At 70.3% G+C, this 15,533-nt stretch carries 17 protein-coding genes; 12 read left to right on the top strand and 5 right to left on the bottom strand.

Annotation, left to right across the window (positions count from 1 at the left end; genetic code table 11):
• Positions 1 to 103 precede the first annotated feature (103 nt).
• Complete coding sequence (locus ACFXOO_RS08820) at positions 104 to 937, bottom strand: DUF3097 domain-containing protein (protein ID WP_394563355.1); 834 nt, start codon at positions 935 to 937, stop codon at positions 104 to 106.
• A 164-nt stretch (positions 938 to 1,101) separates the two neighbouring features.
• On the opposite strand from ACFXOO_RS08820, the gene ACFXOO_RS08815 reads away from it, so the two are divergent.
• The 4 genes from ACFXOO_RS08815 (at position 1,102) to ACFXOO_RS08800 (ending at position 5,386) form a co-directional block, all read left to right on the top strand.
• The gene (locus ACFXOO_RS08815; protein ID WP_394563354.1) at positions 1,102 to 3,129 is read left to right on the top strand and encodes a TPM domain-containing protein; all 2,028 of its coding nucleotides are present in this window, start codon (positions 1,102 to 1,104) and stop codon (positions 3,127 to 3,129) included.
• A 98-nt stretch (positions 3,130 to 3,227) separates the two neighbouring features.
• Positions 3,228 to 3,971, top strand: a complete 744-nt coding sequence (locus ACFXOO_RS08810; RefSeq protein ID WP_378840801.1) for a PspA/IM30 family protein — start codon at positions 3,228 to 3,230, stop codon at positions 3,969 to 3,971.
• 111 nt (positions 3,972 to 4,082) lie between these two features.
• The gene (locus ACFXOO_RS08805; RefSeq protein WP_378840804.1) at positions 4,083 to 4,934 is read left to right on the top strand and encodes an arginase family protein; all 852 of its coding nucleotides are present in this window, start codon (positions 4,083 to 4,085) and stop codon (positions 4,932 to 4,934) included.
• Positions 4,931 to 5,386 carry a Fe-S oxidoreductase gene (locus ACFXOO_RS08800; protein ID WP_394563353.1) on the top strand — a complete coding sequence of 152 codons (456 nt, stop codon included), beginning with the start codon at positions 4,931 to 4,933 and terminating at the stop codon, positions 5,384 to 5,386. Before ACFXOO_RS08805 ends, ACFXOO_RS08800 begins: the two co-directional genes overlap by 4 nt.
• A gap of 23 nt (positions 5,387 to 5,409) precedes the next feature.
• Here ACFXOO_RS08800 and ACFXOO_RS08795 read toward each other — a convergent pair whose 3' ends face one another.
• From ACFXOO_RS08795 to ACFXOO_RS08785, 3 genes are all read right to left on the bottom strand, one after another.
• On the bottom strand, positions 5,410 to 5,871 hold the full coding sequence (locus ACFXOO_RS08795) for an SIP domain-containing protein (RefSeq protein ID WP_378854019.1): 462 nt from the start codon (positions 5,869 to 5,871) through the stop codon (positions 5,410 to 5,412).
• A gap of 65 nt (positions 5,872 to 5,936) precedes the next feature.
• A complete protein-coding gene (locus ACFXOO_RS08790) occupies positions 5,937 to 6,662 on the bottom strand; it encodes a tyrosine-protein phosphatase (protein ID WP_378840811.1) in 726 nt (241 codons plus the stop codon).
• Positions 6,659 to 7,135, bottom strand: a complete 477-nt coding sequence (locus ACFXOO_RS08785) for a carboxymuconolactone decarboxylase family protein (RefSeq protein WP_378840813.1) — start codon at positions 7,133 to 7,135, stop codon at positions 6,659 to 6,661. The genes ACFXOO_RS08790 and ACFXOO_RS08785 overlap by 4 nt, the downstream gene beginning before the upstream one ends.
• Before the next feature lie 124 nt (positions 7,136 to 7,259).
• Between ACFXOO_RS08785 and ACFXOO_RS08780 the strand changes: the two genes are divergently transcribed.
• From ACFXOO_RS08780 to ACFXOO_RS08745, 8 genes are all read left to right on the top strand, one after another.
• Positions 7,260 to 8,222: an alpha/beta fold hydrolase gene (locus ACFXOO_RS08780; RefSeq protein WP_378840816.1), complete on the top strand. Its 963-nt coding sequence runs from the start codon at positions 7,260 to 7,262 to the stop codon at positions 8,220 to 8,222.
• Positions 8,223 to 8,354: 132 nt separating this feature from the next.
• A complete protein-coding gene (locus ACFXOO_RS08775; RefSeq protein WP_394563352.1) occupies positions 8,355 to 9,866 on the top strand; it encodes an ABC transporter substrate-binding protein in 1,512 nt (503 codons plus the stop codon).
• Positions 9,863 to 10,813 (top strand): ABC transporter permease, encoded by a 951-nt coding sequence (locus ACFXOO_RS08770; protein WP_378840821.1) that lies wholly within the window; start codon positions 9,863 to 9,865, stop codon positions 10,811 to 10,813. The genes ACFXOO_RS08775 and ACFXOO_RS08770 overlap by 4 nt, the downstream gene beginning before the upstream one ends.
• Positions 10,810 to 11,688: an ABC transporter permease gene (locus ACFXOO_RS08765; RefSeq protein WP_378840824.1), complete on the top strand. Its 879-nt coding sequence runs from the start codon at positions 10,810 to 10,812 to the stop codon at positions 11,686 to 11,688. The genes ACFXOO_RS08770 and ACFXOO_RS08765 overlap by 4 nt, the downstream gene beginning before the upstream one ends.
• Positions 11,685 to 12,482, top strand: coding sequence for an ATP-binding cassette domain-containing protein (locus tag ACFXOO_RS08760; RefSeq protein ID WP_378840826.1), 798 nt, complete (start codon positions 11,685 to 11,687; stop codon positions 12,480 to 12,482). Before ACFXOO_RS08765 ends, ACFXOO_RS08760 begins: the two co-directional genes overlap by 4 nt.
• Complete coding sequence (locus ACFXOO_RS08755) at positions 12,479 to 13,303, top strand: ATP-binding cassette domain-containing protein (RefSeq protein WP_378854013.1); 825 nt, start codon at positions 12,479 to 12,481, stop codon at positions 13,301 to 13,303. The genes ACFXOO_RS08760 and ACFXOO_RS08755 overlap by 4 nt, the downstream gene beginning before the upstream one ends.
• Positions 13,304 to 13,313: 10 nt before the next feature.
• A complete protein-coding gene (locus ACFXOO_RS08750; protein WP_378840831.1) occupies positions 13,314 to 14,378 on the top strand; it encodes a M4 family metallopeptidase in 1,065 nt (354 codons plus the stop codon).
• The gene (locus tag ACFXOO_RS08745) at positions 14,362 to 14,817 is read left to right on the top strand and encodes a protealysin inhibitor emfourin (RefSeq protein WP_394563351.1); all 456 of its coding nucleotides are present in this window, start codon (positions 14,362 to 14,364) and stop codon (positions 14,815 to 14,817) included. The genes ACFXOO_RS08750 and ACFXOO_RS08745 overlap by 17 nt, the downstream gene beginning before the upstream one ends.
• 77 nt (positions 14,818 to 14,894) lie before the next feature.
• Here the strand turns inward: ACFXOO_RS08745 and ACFXOO_RS08740 are convergent, their stop codons facing one another.
• Entirely contained in the window at positions 14,895 to 15,506 is a 612-nt protein-coding gene (locus ACFXOO_RS08740) for a GNAT family N-acetyltransferase (protein ID WP_378840835.1), read from the bottom strand.
• Positions 15,507 to 15,533 lie beyond the last annotated feature (27 nt).

Below are 15,533 nucleotides of genomic sequence, written 5' to 3'. Positions count from 1 at the left end.
CGGCGGGCGAACGAGACGGGCTTGTCACGGAACGCGGTCGGATCGGCGGGCGTGTGATTCACCCGCTCCACAGTACCGGGACGGCTCGCCGGGTCCGGGGTGATCAGCCCGTGACGAAGTCGATGAGCTCTTCCACCCGGCCGAGGAGCGTGGGCTCGAGGTCTCGATACGAGTGCACGGAGCCCAGGATCCGCTGCCACGCCCGGGCGATGTCCGTCTGGGTGTCCGACGGCCACCCCAGGGCGCGGCACACCCCCACCTTGAACTCGATGCCGCGCGGCACCTCCGGCCACCGGGCAATTCCCACCGCCCGGGGAGTGACGCACTGCCAGACGTCGATGAACGGGTGGCCGACGATGAGGACGTGGGCTCCGTGCGGGCCGCGCTCGACAGCCTGCGCGAGCCGCGACTCCTTGGAACCCGGCACCAGATGGTCCACCAGCACGCCGTAGCGCCGCTCCGCTGAGGGAGGGTCTGTCGCGAGTGCGTCATCGAGCAGATCCACGCCCTGCAAGTACTCCACCACGACGCCTTCGGCGCGCAGATCGTCTCCCCAGACCTTCTCGACGAGCTCCGCATCGTGGCGTCCCTCGACCCAGATGCGGCTCGCCTGGGCGACCCGGGCTCGCTCGTCCTGAGGCGCGAACGAACCCGACGCCGTCCGCTTCGGCGTCGCGGGAGCACGAGGCGCCGGGGGGATCAGCACGACGTCCTGACCGTCGATCAGGAAGCCGGCCCCGAGGGGGAACTGCCGGCGTCGTCCTGACCGGTCCTCGAGCTCGACGAGACCGGATTCGAGGCGGGTCACCGCCCCGCAGAACCCGTCGGCGGCGACCTCGACGACCAGGTCGCGGGATGCTTCGACCCGCGCGAGCACGCGCGCGCCGCGATCGCGCCAGCCGCCGGCCAGCACGTCCGTGCCGTATCTGTCGTCCATGAACCCTCCGAGGTGCCGAGCGTACGATTTCGTCGGCGCCCCGCCGGGACGACCCGCCGGTGCCGTGAGAAGGTCCTGTGTACCCTGCGTCCGGCTATCCGCGTGCGCGTCCGTCTGAATAGACTCGCAGGGAGGCGGGTGTTCGGCCTCGCGGAGAGGAACCGATGCGCGCGCGGTGGGCAGTGGGGCTCGTGGCGGCCCTCTCGATGGTCTTCGGCGGGGCGGCGATGTCCGCATTCGCGACCGCTCCCCCGTCACTGGGTGCGGGCTACGTCCTCGACGACGTGAACGTCCTCTCCTCCTCCGACGCGGCCGCCGCGCAGACACGTCTCGAGCAGCTCAAAGCCGACACCGGACTCGATCTGTGGGTCGTCTACGTCGACACGTTCACCAGTCCCTCCGACGCCGCGGGATGGGCCAACCAGGTGGCGACGGACAACGGACTCGGCCCGACCCAGTATCTTCTCGCGATCGCCACCGAGTCGCGCCAGTTCTACCTGTCGGGCGACTCCGCCGGGCCGGTCGACGAAGAAGCGCTCGGCGCGATCGAGCAGCAGCGCGTGCAGCCCGCTCTGCAGAGCGGCAGCTGGCTCGGCGCCGTCGACGCCGCTGCCGACGGTCTGACGGATGCCGCGAGCGGCGGCAGTGGCGGAGCGGCGGGTGATGCGGGCGGCGGCGCCCTCACGGCGGTGCTCGTCGCCGTCTTCGTCGTCGTCGTGATCATCCTCGTGATCGTCCTCGTCACGCGGAGCCGTCGGAAGAAGGCCGGTGCGGGGGCGCCGGGTGCCGCGATCTCGCCGCCCGTGGATCTCGAAGAGCTCGGACGCCAGGCGTCCTCGGCCCTCGTCGCGACGGACGACGCCGTCAAGACCAGCGAGCAGGAGCTCGGCTTCGCTCGCGCTCAGTTCGGCGATGCCGCCACCGGCGAGTTCGAACAGGCCATCGCGTCGGCGAAGACCGACCTCAACCAGGCGTTCACCCTCAAGCAGCAGCTCGATGACGGACAAGAGGACACACCCGAGGAGTCCAGGGCGTGGAACGAGCAGATCATCGCGCTGTGCGCCCGGGCGAACGACGGGCTCGATGACAAGGCCGCGGCCTTCGACGAGCTGCGCAAGCTGGAGCAGAACGCCCCGGAGGCGTACGCGCGAGTGCAGGCCGAGCGCGACACGGTCGCCTCGGCGATCGACGGCGCGCGCGCGCTTCTCGCGCAGCTGGGTGGCGCGTACACCCCGAACGCGCTCTCGACCGTCGCTGACAACCCGGCGCAGGCCGCCGACCGCGTCGCGTTCGCGGATGAACGCCTGACGGCGGCGCAGGCCGCGATCGGCGCAGGCAACGGCGGCGAGGCGGCCGTCGAGATCCGGGCGGCCGAAGAGGCGATCTCGCAGGCGAGACTGCTGGAAGACGCCGTCGCGAAGATGCAGAACGACCTCGCCGGGCAGGAGTCCGGCGCCGAGGCCCTCCTCACCGAGCTCGAGTCCGACATCGCGACCGCGTCCGCGCTCCCCGATCCCCAGGGCGCTCTCGCGCCGGTCATCGCATCGACGCGACAGCGGGTCGATGCCGGGCGGGCAGCGCTCGCAGGTCCGGTGAAGGACCCGCTGGCCGTTCTGAAGAGCCTCGAGGCGGCGAACGCGCAGATCGATGGCGTCGTGCAGGGCGCGCGGGATGCCGCGGCTCAGGCCGATCGGACGCGTCAGATGCTCGGCCAGTCCATCCTGCAGGCGCAGGCCCAGGTCTCCGCCGCCGAGGATTACATCACCGCGCGCCGCGGCGCCGTCGGCGCCGAGGCGCGCACACGGCTCGCCGAGGCGGGCTCGTCGCTCGTGCAGGCGCAGCAGCTGCAGAGCTCGGCGCCCGATCAGGCTCTGCAGCAGGCGCAGCGCGCGAACCAGCTGGCCGGTCAGGCGATCCAGTACGCGCAGAACGACGTCGGCGCCTTCTCCGGCGGCGGCTCGATGCTCGGCGGCGGCTCCACGGGCGGAGGCGGCGGTAACGGCATGCTCGGCGCGGTGCTCGGCGGGATCGTCATCAACTCCCTCCTCGGCGGAGGAGGCGGCCGCTCCTCCGGCGGAATGGGCGGCATCTTCGGCGGAGGCGGAGGCGGCCGTTCCTCCGGCGGAGGCATGAGCCCGGGCAGCTTCGGCGGCGGCGGTACCCGTTCCCGCCGCGGGGGTGGACGCTTCTGACCCGCGCGCACCGGGGGCGCAGCATCCGCCCGCCTTCTCGCCCCGACATCCTCACGACTCGTCCCATGAACCCGTACCACCGATAGGAAGGAACCCCGATGGCAAAGCAATCCATCTTCGGTCGCATCTCCACCCTCATGAAGGCGAACATCAACGCGATGCTCGACTCCGCCGAGGACCCGCAGAAGATGCTCGACCAGCTCGTCCGCGACTTCACCAACAACATCGCCGACGCGGAATCCGCGATCGCGGAGACGATCGGCAACCTGCGTCTGCTCGAGCGCGACAACGCGGAGGACGTCCAGGCCGCCACCGAGTGGGGCAACAAGGCGATCGCCGCGAGCCGCAAGGCCGACCAGCTGCGCACCGCCGGCAACACCGCCGATGCCGACAAGTTCGACAACCTCGCCAAGATCGCGCTGCAGCGTCAGATCAGCGAAGAGAATCAGGCGAAGGCCACCGCCCCGCAGATCGCCGCCCAGACCCAGGTGGTCGATCAGCTCAAGGACGGGCTGAACGGCATGAAGGGCAAGCTCGAAGAACTCAAGTCGAAGCGCTCCGAGCTGCTCGCGCGCGCCAAGACCGCCGAGGCGCAGATCAAGGTCGTCGATGCCGTCAAGTCGATCGACGTCATGGACCCGACGAGCGAGCTGGGTCGCTTCGAGGACAAGATCCGTCGCCAGGAGGCTCTCGCCGCCGGCAAGCAGGAACTGGCCGCGTCGAGCCTGGACGCACAGTTCAACAGCCTCGACGACGTCGGAGAGCTCACCGAGGTCGAGGCGCGCCTGGCTGCGCTGAAAGGCGGCACGCCCGAGCGCGCCGCCATCGACGCCGCGCCGTAACCTGCGCTTCACCGCGCTCCCGAGCCGGGTGTCCCTCCGGGCACCCGGCTCGGGTCGTCTGTGCGCGTGGTCACCGTCGGAGCAGCGCGGCCGGTGGGGCAAGATGAACGCATGACCCGTTTCATCGTCGTGCCGCAGTGGCAGGGTTCCTCGTCCTCCCGCGCGATGCAGCTCGTCGACGGCGCCGGCGCGATCGCCGGGGATCTGCCCCGGGCGCGGTCCACCGTGGTCGAGGTGCCGCTCGAGGCCGGGGAGTCGCTGGACTCCGGCATCCGTCGCTTCAGCGCGCTCCATCAGACGTCCGGCCTGCAGCTCGACGCCCTCACGTCGGTCGGCGTCTCCGACGGGCCCGTCGTGACCATCGGCGGGGACGCCGGGGTCGCCACGACGAGCGCCCTGTGGACGGCGGGCGCGACACGCGGCGCCGTCGATCCGGGCGTGGTGGTCCTGTGGCTGAGCGCCCACGCCGGCCTGCACGACCCCGAGTCCTCGCCCACGGGCGCCTTCGACACGATGGCCGCGCGCGCCGTCGTGGATGCCACGGTGCCCCGGGTGGCCGACGCCCTGCCGCACTCGGCGCTGCTGTCCGCAGGCCGGCTGATCCTCGCCGGCGTGCGCTTGACCGACGACGCGGAACAGGACGCCGCGGAGCGCCTCGGCGTCCGGATCGTCAGCGCCGACGAGCTCACGCCCGCCGCGCTGGCCGCCGCCGTCCGAGACGCGGGGGCATCGGGGGTGTTCGTCCACGTCGACCTCGACGTGCTGGACCCGTCGGCGCTCAGCGGCCTGAGCGACCCTGTGCCGTTCGGTGTCGACGTCGCCACCCTCACGGCGAGCATCGCCGCCGTCCGCGCGGTCGCCCCGCTCGTCGGTGGAGCGATCACCGAGTTCTCCCCCGCATCGCCCGACGCCGCGGTCGACGACCTCGGCGCGATCCTGCGGATCATCGGAGCGCTCGCATGACTCGCATCCCGGCGCCTCCCGCAGGGTGGCGCACCGAAGCCGAACGCCGGGTGCAGCGCGGCAGGCGGATCGACCGGTTCATCCCGGCGGTCCTCCTCGATTCCCCCGTCAGCTTCATCGGATACCTCTACGGCTGCGCTGTCGGGTGGACATGGGGCGGGCTGTGGAGCACCGGACGGGTGCAGAAGCGCCAGGGACTGTGGGTGTTCCGCGGTATGCCGTCCTGGGCCTTCGGTCGCGGTGGCGTCTGCGTGGGCAACTGCTACCTGACGGGTGAAGCGGACGTGACCGATCGGGTCCTCGTCCACGAGGCCGTGCACGCACGTCAGTGGCGCCGATACGGACTGCTCATGCCGCTGCTGTACAGCCTCGACGGCCGGAATCCGTTGCGGAACCGCTTTGAGATCGAGGCGGGGCTGGAAGACGGCAACTACGTGCCGCGAGGTTCCTGACGCTCGACCCGCGGCGACTCTGTTCAGCGAGCGGTGGCGAATCCGAAGCGCTCGGGAGTGTGTATCGATGTGGTCGCGACACTCAGGCTCGACGTGAGGTGGTCGACGATGTCGGCGGTACCCAGATAGCCGCCGAGGAGGAACACCCGGGTGTGATCATCCTCCGCGCACAGCATCTCGTCGGCGTAGGCGTTCACCGCACGGGACAGTGCCGCCCCCGGTGCGCACAGTCGCCCCGTGCCGGCGGCACCCGAACGCGCCGAACGGTCCAGCCACGTCACCGTCATGCGGGCCGGCGCCGCGATGGCCGTCTGCCACGAGGCATCCGGGATCTCGATGAAGACCCGGCCCGTCGAGCAGATCGGGAGCGTCGCCAGCAGGACCTCGAGCTCGGTGAGCGACGATTCATCGGCCGTGATGAGGTGCTGGACGCGCGCGTGACGCGACGTGCGGCAGGCGCTGGCGTTGTGCTCGGTGGAAGGCATGACAGGGCCAGTATACGCATGACAAAGGGTTGCCTAACCTTGTCTGCGGTCTTACGGCCGGACTCTCAGTCTCGCGTCGTGACCAGCACGCGCCGCAGTTCGGCCAGCTCGTCATCTCCGAGACCGTGGGCGCGGAGATAGTCCGCCGCGCCTCCGTGGGTATCGGCGACGTGTGCGAGCAGTGCGCGCATGACGGGCGCCGGCGACCGCGTCGCCACCTCCTCGACGTGGCGGGAATCGGGATGCAGCGCCCGCAGCCGCGAGACCACGAGCCGGTTGCGGGCCGCGGGGAGCAGCGCTTCGGTGCGGGCGTAGTCGTCGACGACGGCGTCGAGATCCACTCCGGCCGCAGCGAGGGCGAGGGCCACGGTGAGACCCGTGCGATCCTTACCCGCCGTGCAGTGCACCAGGACCGGCTGGTCGACGAGGATGCCGCGCACCACGGCCGCCACCTGCGCGGCCGAGTCCTCCACGATCTCGCGATAGAAGGCAGTCAGCGAGGCGTCCCGCTCGAAGAACGACTCGATCGACCCGACATAGAGCGGCACGCGCTGCGTCTCCACGCCCAGGCCCTCGACCCTGCTGGGGGCGTAGCGCACTTCGTGGTCGTCGCGTAGATCGACGATGCGTCGCAGTCCCAGGGCGCGGAGGGTCTCGGCTCCCGCGTCGTCGACCTGCGCGAGGTTGCCCGACCGGTAGAGCACCCCCGAACGGGTCACGGCGTCGCCCGCGGGCAACCCGCCGACGTCCCGGAAGTTGAGGGCGCCCGAGATGAGCGATCCGGCGGTCACGCGGATGCCGCGCCCACCGGCGGCACCGGATACCGTCCCGCGATCACGAGGCGGTTGAAGGCGTTGATCGAGACGAGCACCCAGCTGAGGGCCACGTACTCCTCCTCACTCAGGATGCCGCCGACGTGGTCGTACACCTCGTCCGGCACGCCTCCCTCGTGGATGAAGGTGAACGCCTCCGCGAGCTGCAGAGCGGCGCGCTCCCGCTCGCTGAAGACGCCCGACTCCTCCCACGTGGGAAGCTGGGAGATCTCGTCCACGGTGACACCCGCCGTGAGCGCACGATCCACGTGGATGCGGACGCAATAGGCGCAGCCGTTCAACTGCGACGCGTGGATCTGCACGAGCTCCTTCAGCCGGTCGTCGAGACCGTTGGCCGAGGCCAGCCCACCCACCGTCTTGGAGAGCGCGTCCAGCGCCTTGTACGCGTCCGGCGCGGAACGGGACAGGTGCACTCGGCGTTCTGCTGTCATGCCGCCAGCCTAGAGCCGGCAAGGGCATCGGCGCCGGGTGGGTGCGCCCTCGTACCGGTCCGGGAGGGTCGAAGGGGCAGAATGGATGCCGCGCCCTCGGGTGCCCACCAGCACGAGGAGCCGCATGACCGCCGAAGACGTCGATGAATTCTCCTTCTTGGGGGCCCAGGCCGCGGACGCCGGGATCGAGGGACCACTCCCCCACGTGGAGCGCCTGAGCGTCGCCCTCCCGGACGGGCGCACGCTGAGCGCTCTGCGGTTCCGCCCCCAGGGAGATGATCGCTCTCCCGAGGTCACGTTCTTGCACGGCGCCGGCCTCAACGCGCACACCTGGGACACCACGATCCTCGCGCTCGGCCTGCCGGCGCTCGCGATCGACCTCCCCGGCCACGGCGACTCCTCCTGGCGCGACGATCTCGCGTACGTCGCGCGCCCCCTCGCCGCCGACGTCGTCGTCGGGATGGACGCATGGACCGACCGCCCGCAGCTGCTCGTCGGTCAGTCGCTCGGCGGCCTGACCGCCGCGGCGGTCGCGGCATCCCGGCCGGATCTCGTCGACGAGCTCGTCGTCATCGACATCACCCCCGGAATCGACCCGAACGGCAACGCCACCCAGATCCGCCGGTTCTTCGCGGGTCCGACGGATTGGGCGACCCGAGACGAACTCGTCGACCGCGCCGTCTCATTCGGGCTGGGCGGCACGCGACAGTCCGCTGAACGCGGCGTGTTCCTCAACTCCCGCGTGCGCCCCGACGGCCGCGTCGAATGGAAGCATCACTTCGCCCACCTCGCGGCCGCGATGGCCGCAGCATCCGATCGCGAGCCCTCCGACGCGCCGCGCCCTGAGACGGACGCCGTCGCCACGGTTCTGAATGGAGATTCGGGCTGGGAGGACCTCGGCGCGACGGCCCGTCCGATCACGTTGATCCGCGGCGACCACGGCTACGTGACCGACATCGAGGCGCGCGACTTCGCCTCACGGCTGCCCGCCGCGCGAGTGGAGACCGTCGCCTCGGGGCACAACGTCCAGGAGGAGCTGCCCGCGCTCCTCGGACGGCGGCTGCGGGAGCTCGTCGGGAAGAGATGACGTCCGTGTGTCGTTGCGAGATGCCACGGCCCGCGACCCGGAGCCGGTGACTCTAGGCTGTAAGGCGCACTCGAGTCGCCGAACCGCATCCTCCACAGCCCTGGGATGCGCGGCCCCTGCGAAAGGATCCCCATGCCCCGCCGTTCCACCCTCGCCGCTGCAGCGCTGCTCGCGGCGAGCGCACTGCTGCTGACCGCCTGCACCGGCGGCGCCGAGCCCGCACAGAGCGGCAGCAGCGCCCCCGACGCCGACGCCACCCTGACGGTCGGCCTCGTGCTCGAGCCCACCAACCTCGACATCCGGCACACCAGCGGGGCGGCGCTCGAGCAGGTGCTGATCGACAACATCTACCAGGGCCTGGTGACCCGCACCGAGGACAACCAGATCGCCCCCTCCCTGGCGTCGGACTACACGGTCTCGGACGACGGCCTCACGTACACCTTCACGCTCACCCCCGGGGTCACCTTCCACAGCGGCGACCCGCTCACGGTCGGTGACGTCGTGTCGTCGCTGACCCAGGTGAAAGACGATGAGACGGTCATCGGCCACGCCGACTTCGCGGGCGTCTCGACGATCGCCGCGGGCGGGGACGACACCGTGGTGGTCACGCTCGCCGCCCCCGATCAGAACTTCCTGTTCAACCTCACGGGTCCGTCCGGGCTGATCTTCCGCGCCGGCGACACGACCGACATGAAGACGGCCGAGAACGGCACGGGGCCTTTCACTCTTGCGCAGTGGACCCAGGGCGACAGCATCGAATTCACCCGATGGGATGACTACTGGGGCACTCCGGCCGGTGTCGCCGAAGTCGTGCTGCAGTACATCCCCGATTTCACCGCGGGAGTGAACGCCGCCCTCGACGGGAGCCTCGACGTTCTGACCGCCGTCGACCCGACGCTCTCCTCCCAGCTCGACGGGCAGCAGGGCTTCACGCTCACCACCGGCAAGACGACCGACAAGGGCCTGCTGGCGTTCAACAACAAGAAGGCGCCCCTCGACGACAAGCGGGTGCGGGAGGCGCTGCGCCTCGCGATCGACCACGACGCGCTCGTCGGAGCCATCGGTGCGGGGCAGACGCTGTACGGACCGATCCCCGAGCTCGACCCGGGCTACGAAGACCTCTCCGACGTCGTGTCCTTCGACCCCGATCGGGCGAAGCAGCTGCTCACCGAGGCCGGCGCCGAAGACCTGCAGCTCACGCTCACGATCCCGTCGTTCTACGGCACGACCGTGCCCCAGGTCCTCGTGTCGTCGTTCGCCGACGTCGGAGTCGACCTCACCGTCAAGTCCGTCGAGTTCACGACGTGGCTGCAGGACGTCTACACGAACCACGACTACGACCTCAGCTTCGTGCTGCACGTCGAGCCCCGTGACATCGGCAATTTCGCGAACCCCGACTACTACTTCGGCTACGACAACCCCGAGGTGCAGTCCCTCTACGCGGAGGCGCTCGCCACCGTCGACCCCGACGCCTCCGCGGACCTGCTCGCCCAGGCGGCGCGCATCGTGTCGGAGGACATGGCCGCCGACTGGCTTTACAACGGCGCCACCCTGACCGCCGTGCAGTCCACCGTGCAGGGATTCCCGGTCGACTCGATCAATACCCGCATCGATCTCGCGGGCGTCACGGTCTCGGCCGGGTGATCCGTTACGCGCTGACGCGAGCAGCCCTGCTCCTGGTGGGGCTGCTCGTCGCCAGCGCGCTGATCTTTCTGTCGCTGCGGGTGTTGCCCGGTGACGTCGCGCAGCTGATCGCCGGCACCGAGGGTACTCCCGCGCAGGTCGACGCCATCCGCGAGGGACTGGGGCTGAACCAACCTCTGCTCGGCCAGTACCTCTCGTGGATCGCAGGTGTCGTGCGTGGGGACCTCGGCACCTCCCTCGTGTCCGGGCTGTCCGTGGGCGGCGAGCTCGTGGAGAAGGCGCAGGTCACGGTGCCTCTGGGCGTCATGGCGCTGACGATCGCGGTGCTCATCAGCGTGCCTCTCGGCGTGCTCTCCGCGATGCGGCGCGGCAGGCCCGACGGAACCGCGCTGACGGTGGGAGCACAGGCCCTCGCGGCCGTGCCCGTCGTCTGGGCGGGCATGGTGCTCGTCATCGTCTTCGCCGTATGGCTCGGGTGGCTGCCCGCGCAGGGCTTCCCGCGGGGCGGGTGGCAGGATCCGGGGGCTGCCGTGCGGTCCCTGCTGCTGCCGGCGCTCACGATCGGCATCGTGGAGGGCGCCCTGCTCATGCGCTTCGTCCGCAGCGCGACCCTGCAGGCGGTCGGGCAGGACTACGTGCGAACAGCCGCGGCGAAGGGCCTGACCCGCAATACGGCCCTCATCCGGCACGGCCTTCCGAACGTGGCGCTCTCGGTGATCACCGTGCTCGGTCTGCAGGTCGCGGGCATCATCGTCGGCGCGGTCGTCATCGAGCAGCTGTTCACGCTCCCCGGTATCGGACGGATGCTGGTCGCCGACGTCGGACAGCGTGATCTGCCGAAGGTCCAGGGCGAGCTGCTCGCGCTGACCGGCTTCGTGCTCGTGGTCGGTTTCGCGGTCGATCTGCTGCAGCGACTGATCGATCCCCGTCAGCGGGAGGCCTCATGACGTGGCTGCGTCGGCTGTGGAGACTCTCGACCGGACGTTTCGGCCTCCTCGTCGTCGCCATCGTGGCGTTGACCGCGGTGCTGTCACTCGTCTGGACGCCGTTCGACCCCCAGCGGGTCGATCTCGCCGACCGCTGGGCGACGCCGGGGTGGCCGCACCTCCTCGGCACGGACGGCTCGGGGCGAGACATCCTGAGCCTTCTGATGGCCGGTGCGCGCACGACGGTCGTCGTCGCCATCGGCGCGGGCGTGATCGCCACCGTGATCGGCGTCGCACTCGCTACCCTCGGCGCCCTCGGCACACGGTGGGTGCGCGAGTCGATCGCTGTGCTGGTCGACATCCTCATCGCGTTCCCGGTCCTGATCATCGCGATGATGATCTCGGCCGTCTGGGGCGGTTCGCTGTGGGTGGTCATCTGGTCGGTGGGGATCGGCTTCGGCGTGAACATCGCGCGCGTGACGCGTCCGGAGCTGCGGCGGGTGCTGCAGAGCGATTTCGTGCTCGCCGGGCGCGCATCGGGACTGACACCCGCGCAGAACCTGTGGCGGCACCTCATGCCCAACGTCGCGCCCGTGTTCATCGTCCAGCTCTCGTGGGGCATGGCGGTCGCGGTCCTCGCGGAGGCCGGCCTGTCCTACCTCGGGTTCGGCGCCCCGGTCACGGACCCGTCGTGGGGGCTGCTCCTCAGCGACGTCCAGCGCTACATCGGCGTCCATCCCCTGTCGGTCGTGTGGCCGGGTCTCGCGATCACCCTCACGGTGCTCGGGCTCAACCTCCTGGGCGACGGGCTGCGGGAGGCCACCGATCCGACGCTCAGCCGTCGGGACGCGGCATCCGGCGATGCGCGTCGCCATGTACCGGCGGTGGTCTCGTGAGCCTCTCGGTACGCGATCTGACGGTAGAAGTGGGCGGCCGCACGGTCGTGGACCGCGTGTCGTTCGACGTCCCGGACGGCGCTCGCGTCGGGCTGATCGGAGAGTCGGGGTCGGGCAAATCCCTGACCGCGCTCGCCGTCCTGGGTCTCCTCCCCGACGGGGCGCACGCGCAGGGCAGCGTGCGTTGGAACGACCGCGAGCTGATCGGACTCCCCGACCGTGAACTCGCCCGGCTGCGCGGTGACGAGATCGGCATCGTCTTCCAGGAGCCTCGGACCGCGCTGAACCCGATCCGGACCGTCGGCAGGCAGATCGCCGAGTCCATCCGCATCCACGAACGCGCGGGTCGGAGCGAAGCCATGCGACGGGCGGTGGTCGAGGCTGCCCGCGTCGCACTCCCCGACCCCGAGAACATCGTGCGACGCTACCCGCATCAGCTCTCGGGCGGCCAGCGCCAGCGCGTCGCGATCGCGATGGCGCTCGCCTGCCGCCCGCATCTGCTGATCGCCGACGAGCCGACGACCGCGCTGGATGTCACCATCCAGGCGGAGATCCTGCGGCTGCTGCACGGGCTGGTCGAGGAGACCGGCATGTCGCTCATCTTCATCACCCACGACCTCGCCGTGCTCTCGCAGATCGCCACGCACGGCGTCGTCCTGGATCGGGGCAGGGTCGTCGAGGACGCCCCGATCTCGCGCCTCCTGACGGCACCCGCATCCACCGTCACCCGCGGGCTGCTGCGCGACGCGACGGCGACCCTCTGGCGGCCGCAGGGCATCGAGGACGAGAGATGAGCGGTGACCTGCTCCTGAGCGGACGCGGGCTCGGGCGCATCCACGTCCACGCGCGCGCGTCCCTGTTCGCACCGAAGACCGAGACCGTCGCGCTCGTCGACGCCGACGTCGACGTCCGCGCCGGGTCGGCACTGGGGATCATCGGCGAGTCCGGCTCCGGGAAATCGACGCTGGTGCGTCTGCTCCTCGGGCTGGACGTCCCCACGTCGGGCACCGTCCAGTTCGACGGCCGGCCCGTCGATGCCCGCGCGTCGGCACGCGATCTGCACTGGCTTCGGCGCGGTACGGGCGTCGTCTTCCAGGACCCGTACGCCTCCCTCGACCCTCGCATGAGCGTCGGACGCATCGTCGGCGAGCCGCTCTGGGCGCTCGGCATCGACGGCGATCGTCGCTCCCGTGTGCGCGAGACACTCGGCCAGGTCGGGCTCGAGCCAGAGATGGCCGAGCGGTTCCCCCATGAGTTCTCCGGCGGGCAACGACAGCGCATCGCGATCGCCCGGGCCATCGTGCACCGACCACGCCTGCTGGTGGGCGACGAACCGCTCTCGGCGCTGGATGTGTCCGTCCGCGCGCAGATCCTGGAGCTGATCGGAACGCTGCGCGCGCTCGAGGGCCTGACCCTCTTGATGGTCTCGCACGACATCGGCGTCGTGCAGAACCTGTGCGACCAGGTGATCGTGATGAAGGACGGCCGTGTCGTGGAGGAGGGACCGACCGAGAAGGTCCTGCTGCAGCCGCAGGGCGCCTACACGCGCAGCCTGCTCGCTTCCATCCCCGTCATCGATCCCGGCGCGGGGGAGGATGTCGCCGGGGCGGGCTAGCCTCGGACACATGACGCACGCGATCGTTCCCCCCTACCTGCTCGCACGCATCGCCTCCGTGCAGGAGCCGGCGATGGCCAAGGCCGCGCTGGCCGCCCGGGCGACGCTGGCCGCTCCCGGTCCGCACCGCGATGCTCCCCGCACGCGTGTGCGCCTCTCGATCGAAGAGCCGGGCACTCTCGTCGTCGAGTCGGCGCCCGCACCGGAGCGCACCGTCTTCGACGCGGAGAACGGCGAGGAGCTGCCCGGGACGAAGGTGCGCGGCGAAGACGACGGGCCCACGGGCGACGAGGCCGTCGACGAGGCCTTCGATGGTCTCGGCAAGACCTTCGACTTCTACTGGGCGGCGTACGAGCGCAACGGCATCGACGGCAGCGGGGCCGCGCTGCTCGCCACCGTGCACTATGGGAGCGACTATGACAACGCCTTCTGGAACGGTGAGCAGATGGTGTTCGGCGATGGCGACGGCGAGGTCTTCACGGGCTTCACCAACTCGCTGACGGTCATCGCGCACGAGCTCACCCACGGCGTCACCGAGAACGAGGGCGGTCTCGAGTACCAGGGTCAGTCCGGCGCCCTCAACGAATCGCTGTCCGACGTCTTCGGCGTGCTCGTGGAGCAGTACGCCCTGTCCCAGACCGCCGATGAGGCCAGCTGGCTTATCGGCGAGGGCATCTTCACCGACGCCGTCCAGGGCGACGCGCTGCGCTCGCTCAAGGCCCCGGGGACGGCCTATGACGATGACGTCCTGGGGAAAGATCCTCAGCCCGCCCACATGGACGACTATGTGCAGACGACCGACGACAACGGCGGCGTGCACATCAATTCGGGCATCCCCAACCACGCCTTCTACCTGGCGGCGACGACTCTCGGAGGCAACGCATGGGAGCGGGCGGGCCTGGTCTGGTACCGCACCCTCACGGGCGACCTCTCCCCCACCGCCGACTTCGACGCGTTCGCCGCCGCCACGGTGGCAGCCGCGACCGAGGAGTACGGTGAGAGCTCGGAGGTCGTCGATGCGATCCGCGCCGGGTGGGTCGGAGTCGGCGTGATGGAGGATGACACCAGCGCATGACATGACGGATGCCGCGGCATCCGCCCCCTCGTCGGACGACGACGCATCGGGGTCGTTCCCCGCTGCGCCGCTCGATGTCGTCGTGATCGTCGTACGCACCGGCGGGATCGCAGGACTTCGCCGGGAATGGCGGGCAGAACCGCCGGCTACCGCCGAACCTCGATGGATCGCCCTGATCGAGAGCTGCCCCTGGGACGACGAGGTGGATGCCGCGGAGGGGGCGGACCGGTACACCTGGCATATCCACGTCCAGTACGGGCCCCTGCAGCGGGACGCCGAACTACCGGAGCAGGCGGTGAAAGGCCCGTGGCGGCAACTCGTCGACGGGGTGCGCGACCTGACGCCTCCCCCGTCCGCGCGGTCGTCCGCGCCCGGCCCTGCACCGTCGCCCGGCCCTGCACCGTCGCCCGGCCCCGCACCGCATCCACCCCTCCGCTGACCCCGCGTGTGCACGTTTCGCCGGTTCGCGGACAGAGGATCATGCGCAACGCGGACACGGCGATCCGACCGGGACCGTCACTCGCGGCGGAAGAGGCTTTTCTTCTTCGGCGGCTTCAGGTGCTTCTGCATCGAGATGGTGCCGAGCCAGCGCCCGAACTTGAAGCCGACGCGGCCCATCCGTCCCACTTCGACGAAGCCGAGCTTCTCATGCAGCGCGACCGACGCCTCCGCTCCCTTGTCGCTGATGACCGCGACCATCTCTCGGATCCCCGCCTCCTCCGAGGCGGTGATCAGTGCCTCGAGGAGAGCGCGACCGAGCCCTTTGCCCGCGGCGGCATGGCCGAGATAGATCGAATTCTCCACGCTGAAGCGGTACGCCGACTTCGTCGACAGCGGGGCCACCAGCGCGTATCCGAGCACCGAACCGGCGGGTGACTCCGCGACGAGGAACGGCATGTTCAGCTTCTTGAGGTGATCGAACTTCTCGCGCCACTGGGCGAGGGTCCAGCGCTTCTCATCGAAGGTGACCACCGAGTTTGTCACGTAGTAGTTGTAGATTTCACGGATGTCGGGGATGTCGCGGAGCTCAGCCGCCCGGATGGTATAGGCGAACGGCGCTTCGGGCGCGGGACGTCTGCGCAGGTGGCGCGGCAACACGCGCGGTCTGTCGTATTCCTCCTCGAGCATGCCGAAATCCTACGCCGCGCAGTGTGG

Origin of the sequence: Microbacterium sp. P03 (assembly GCF_043556235.1) — a bacterium.
GTDB lineage: Bacteria > Actinomycetota > Actinomycetes > Actinomycetales > Microbacteriaceae > Microbacterium.
The sequence above is the reverse complement of the archived record's forward strand: the minus strand, read 5'-3'. Positions and strand labels throughout refer to the sequence as shown.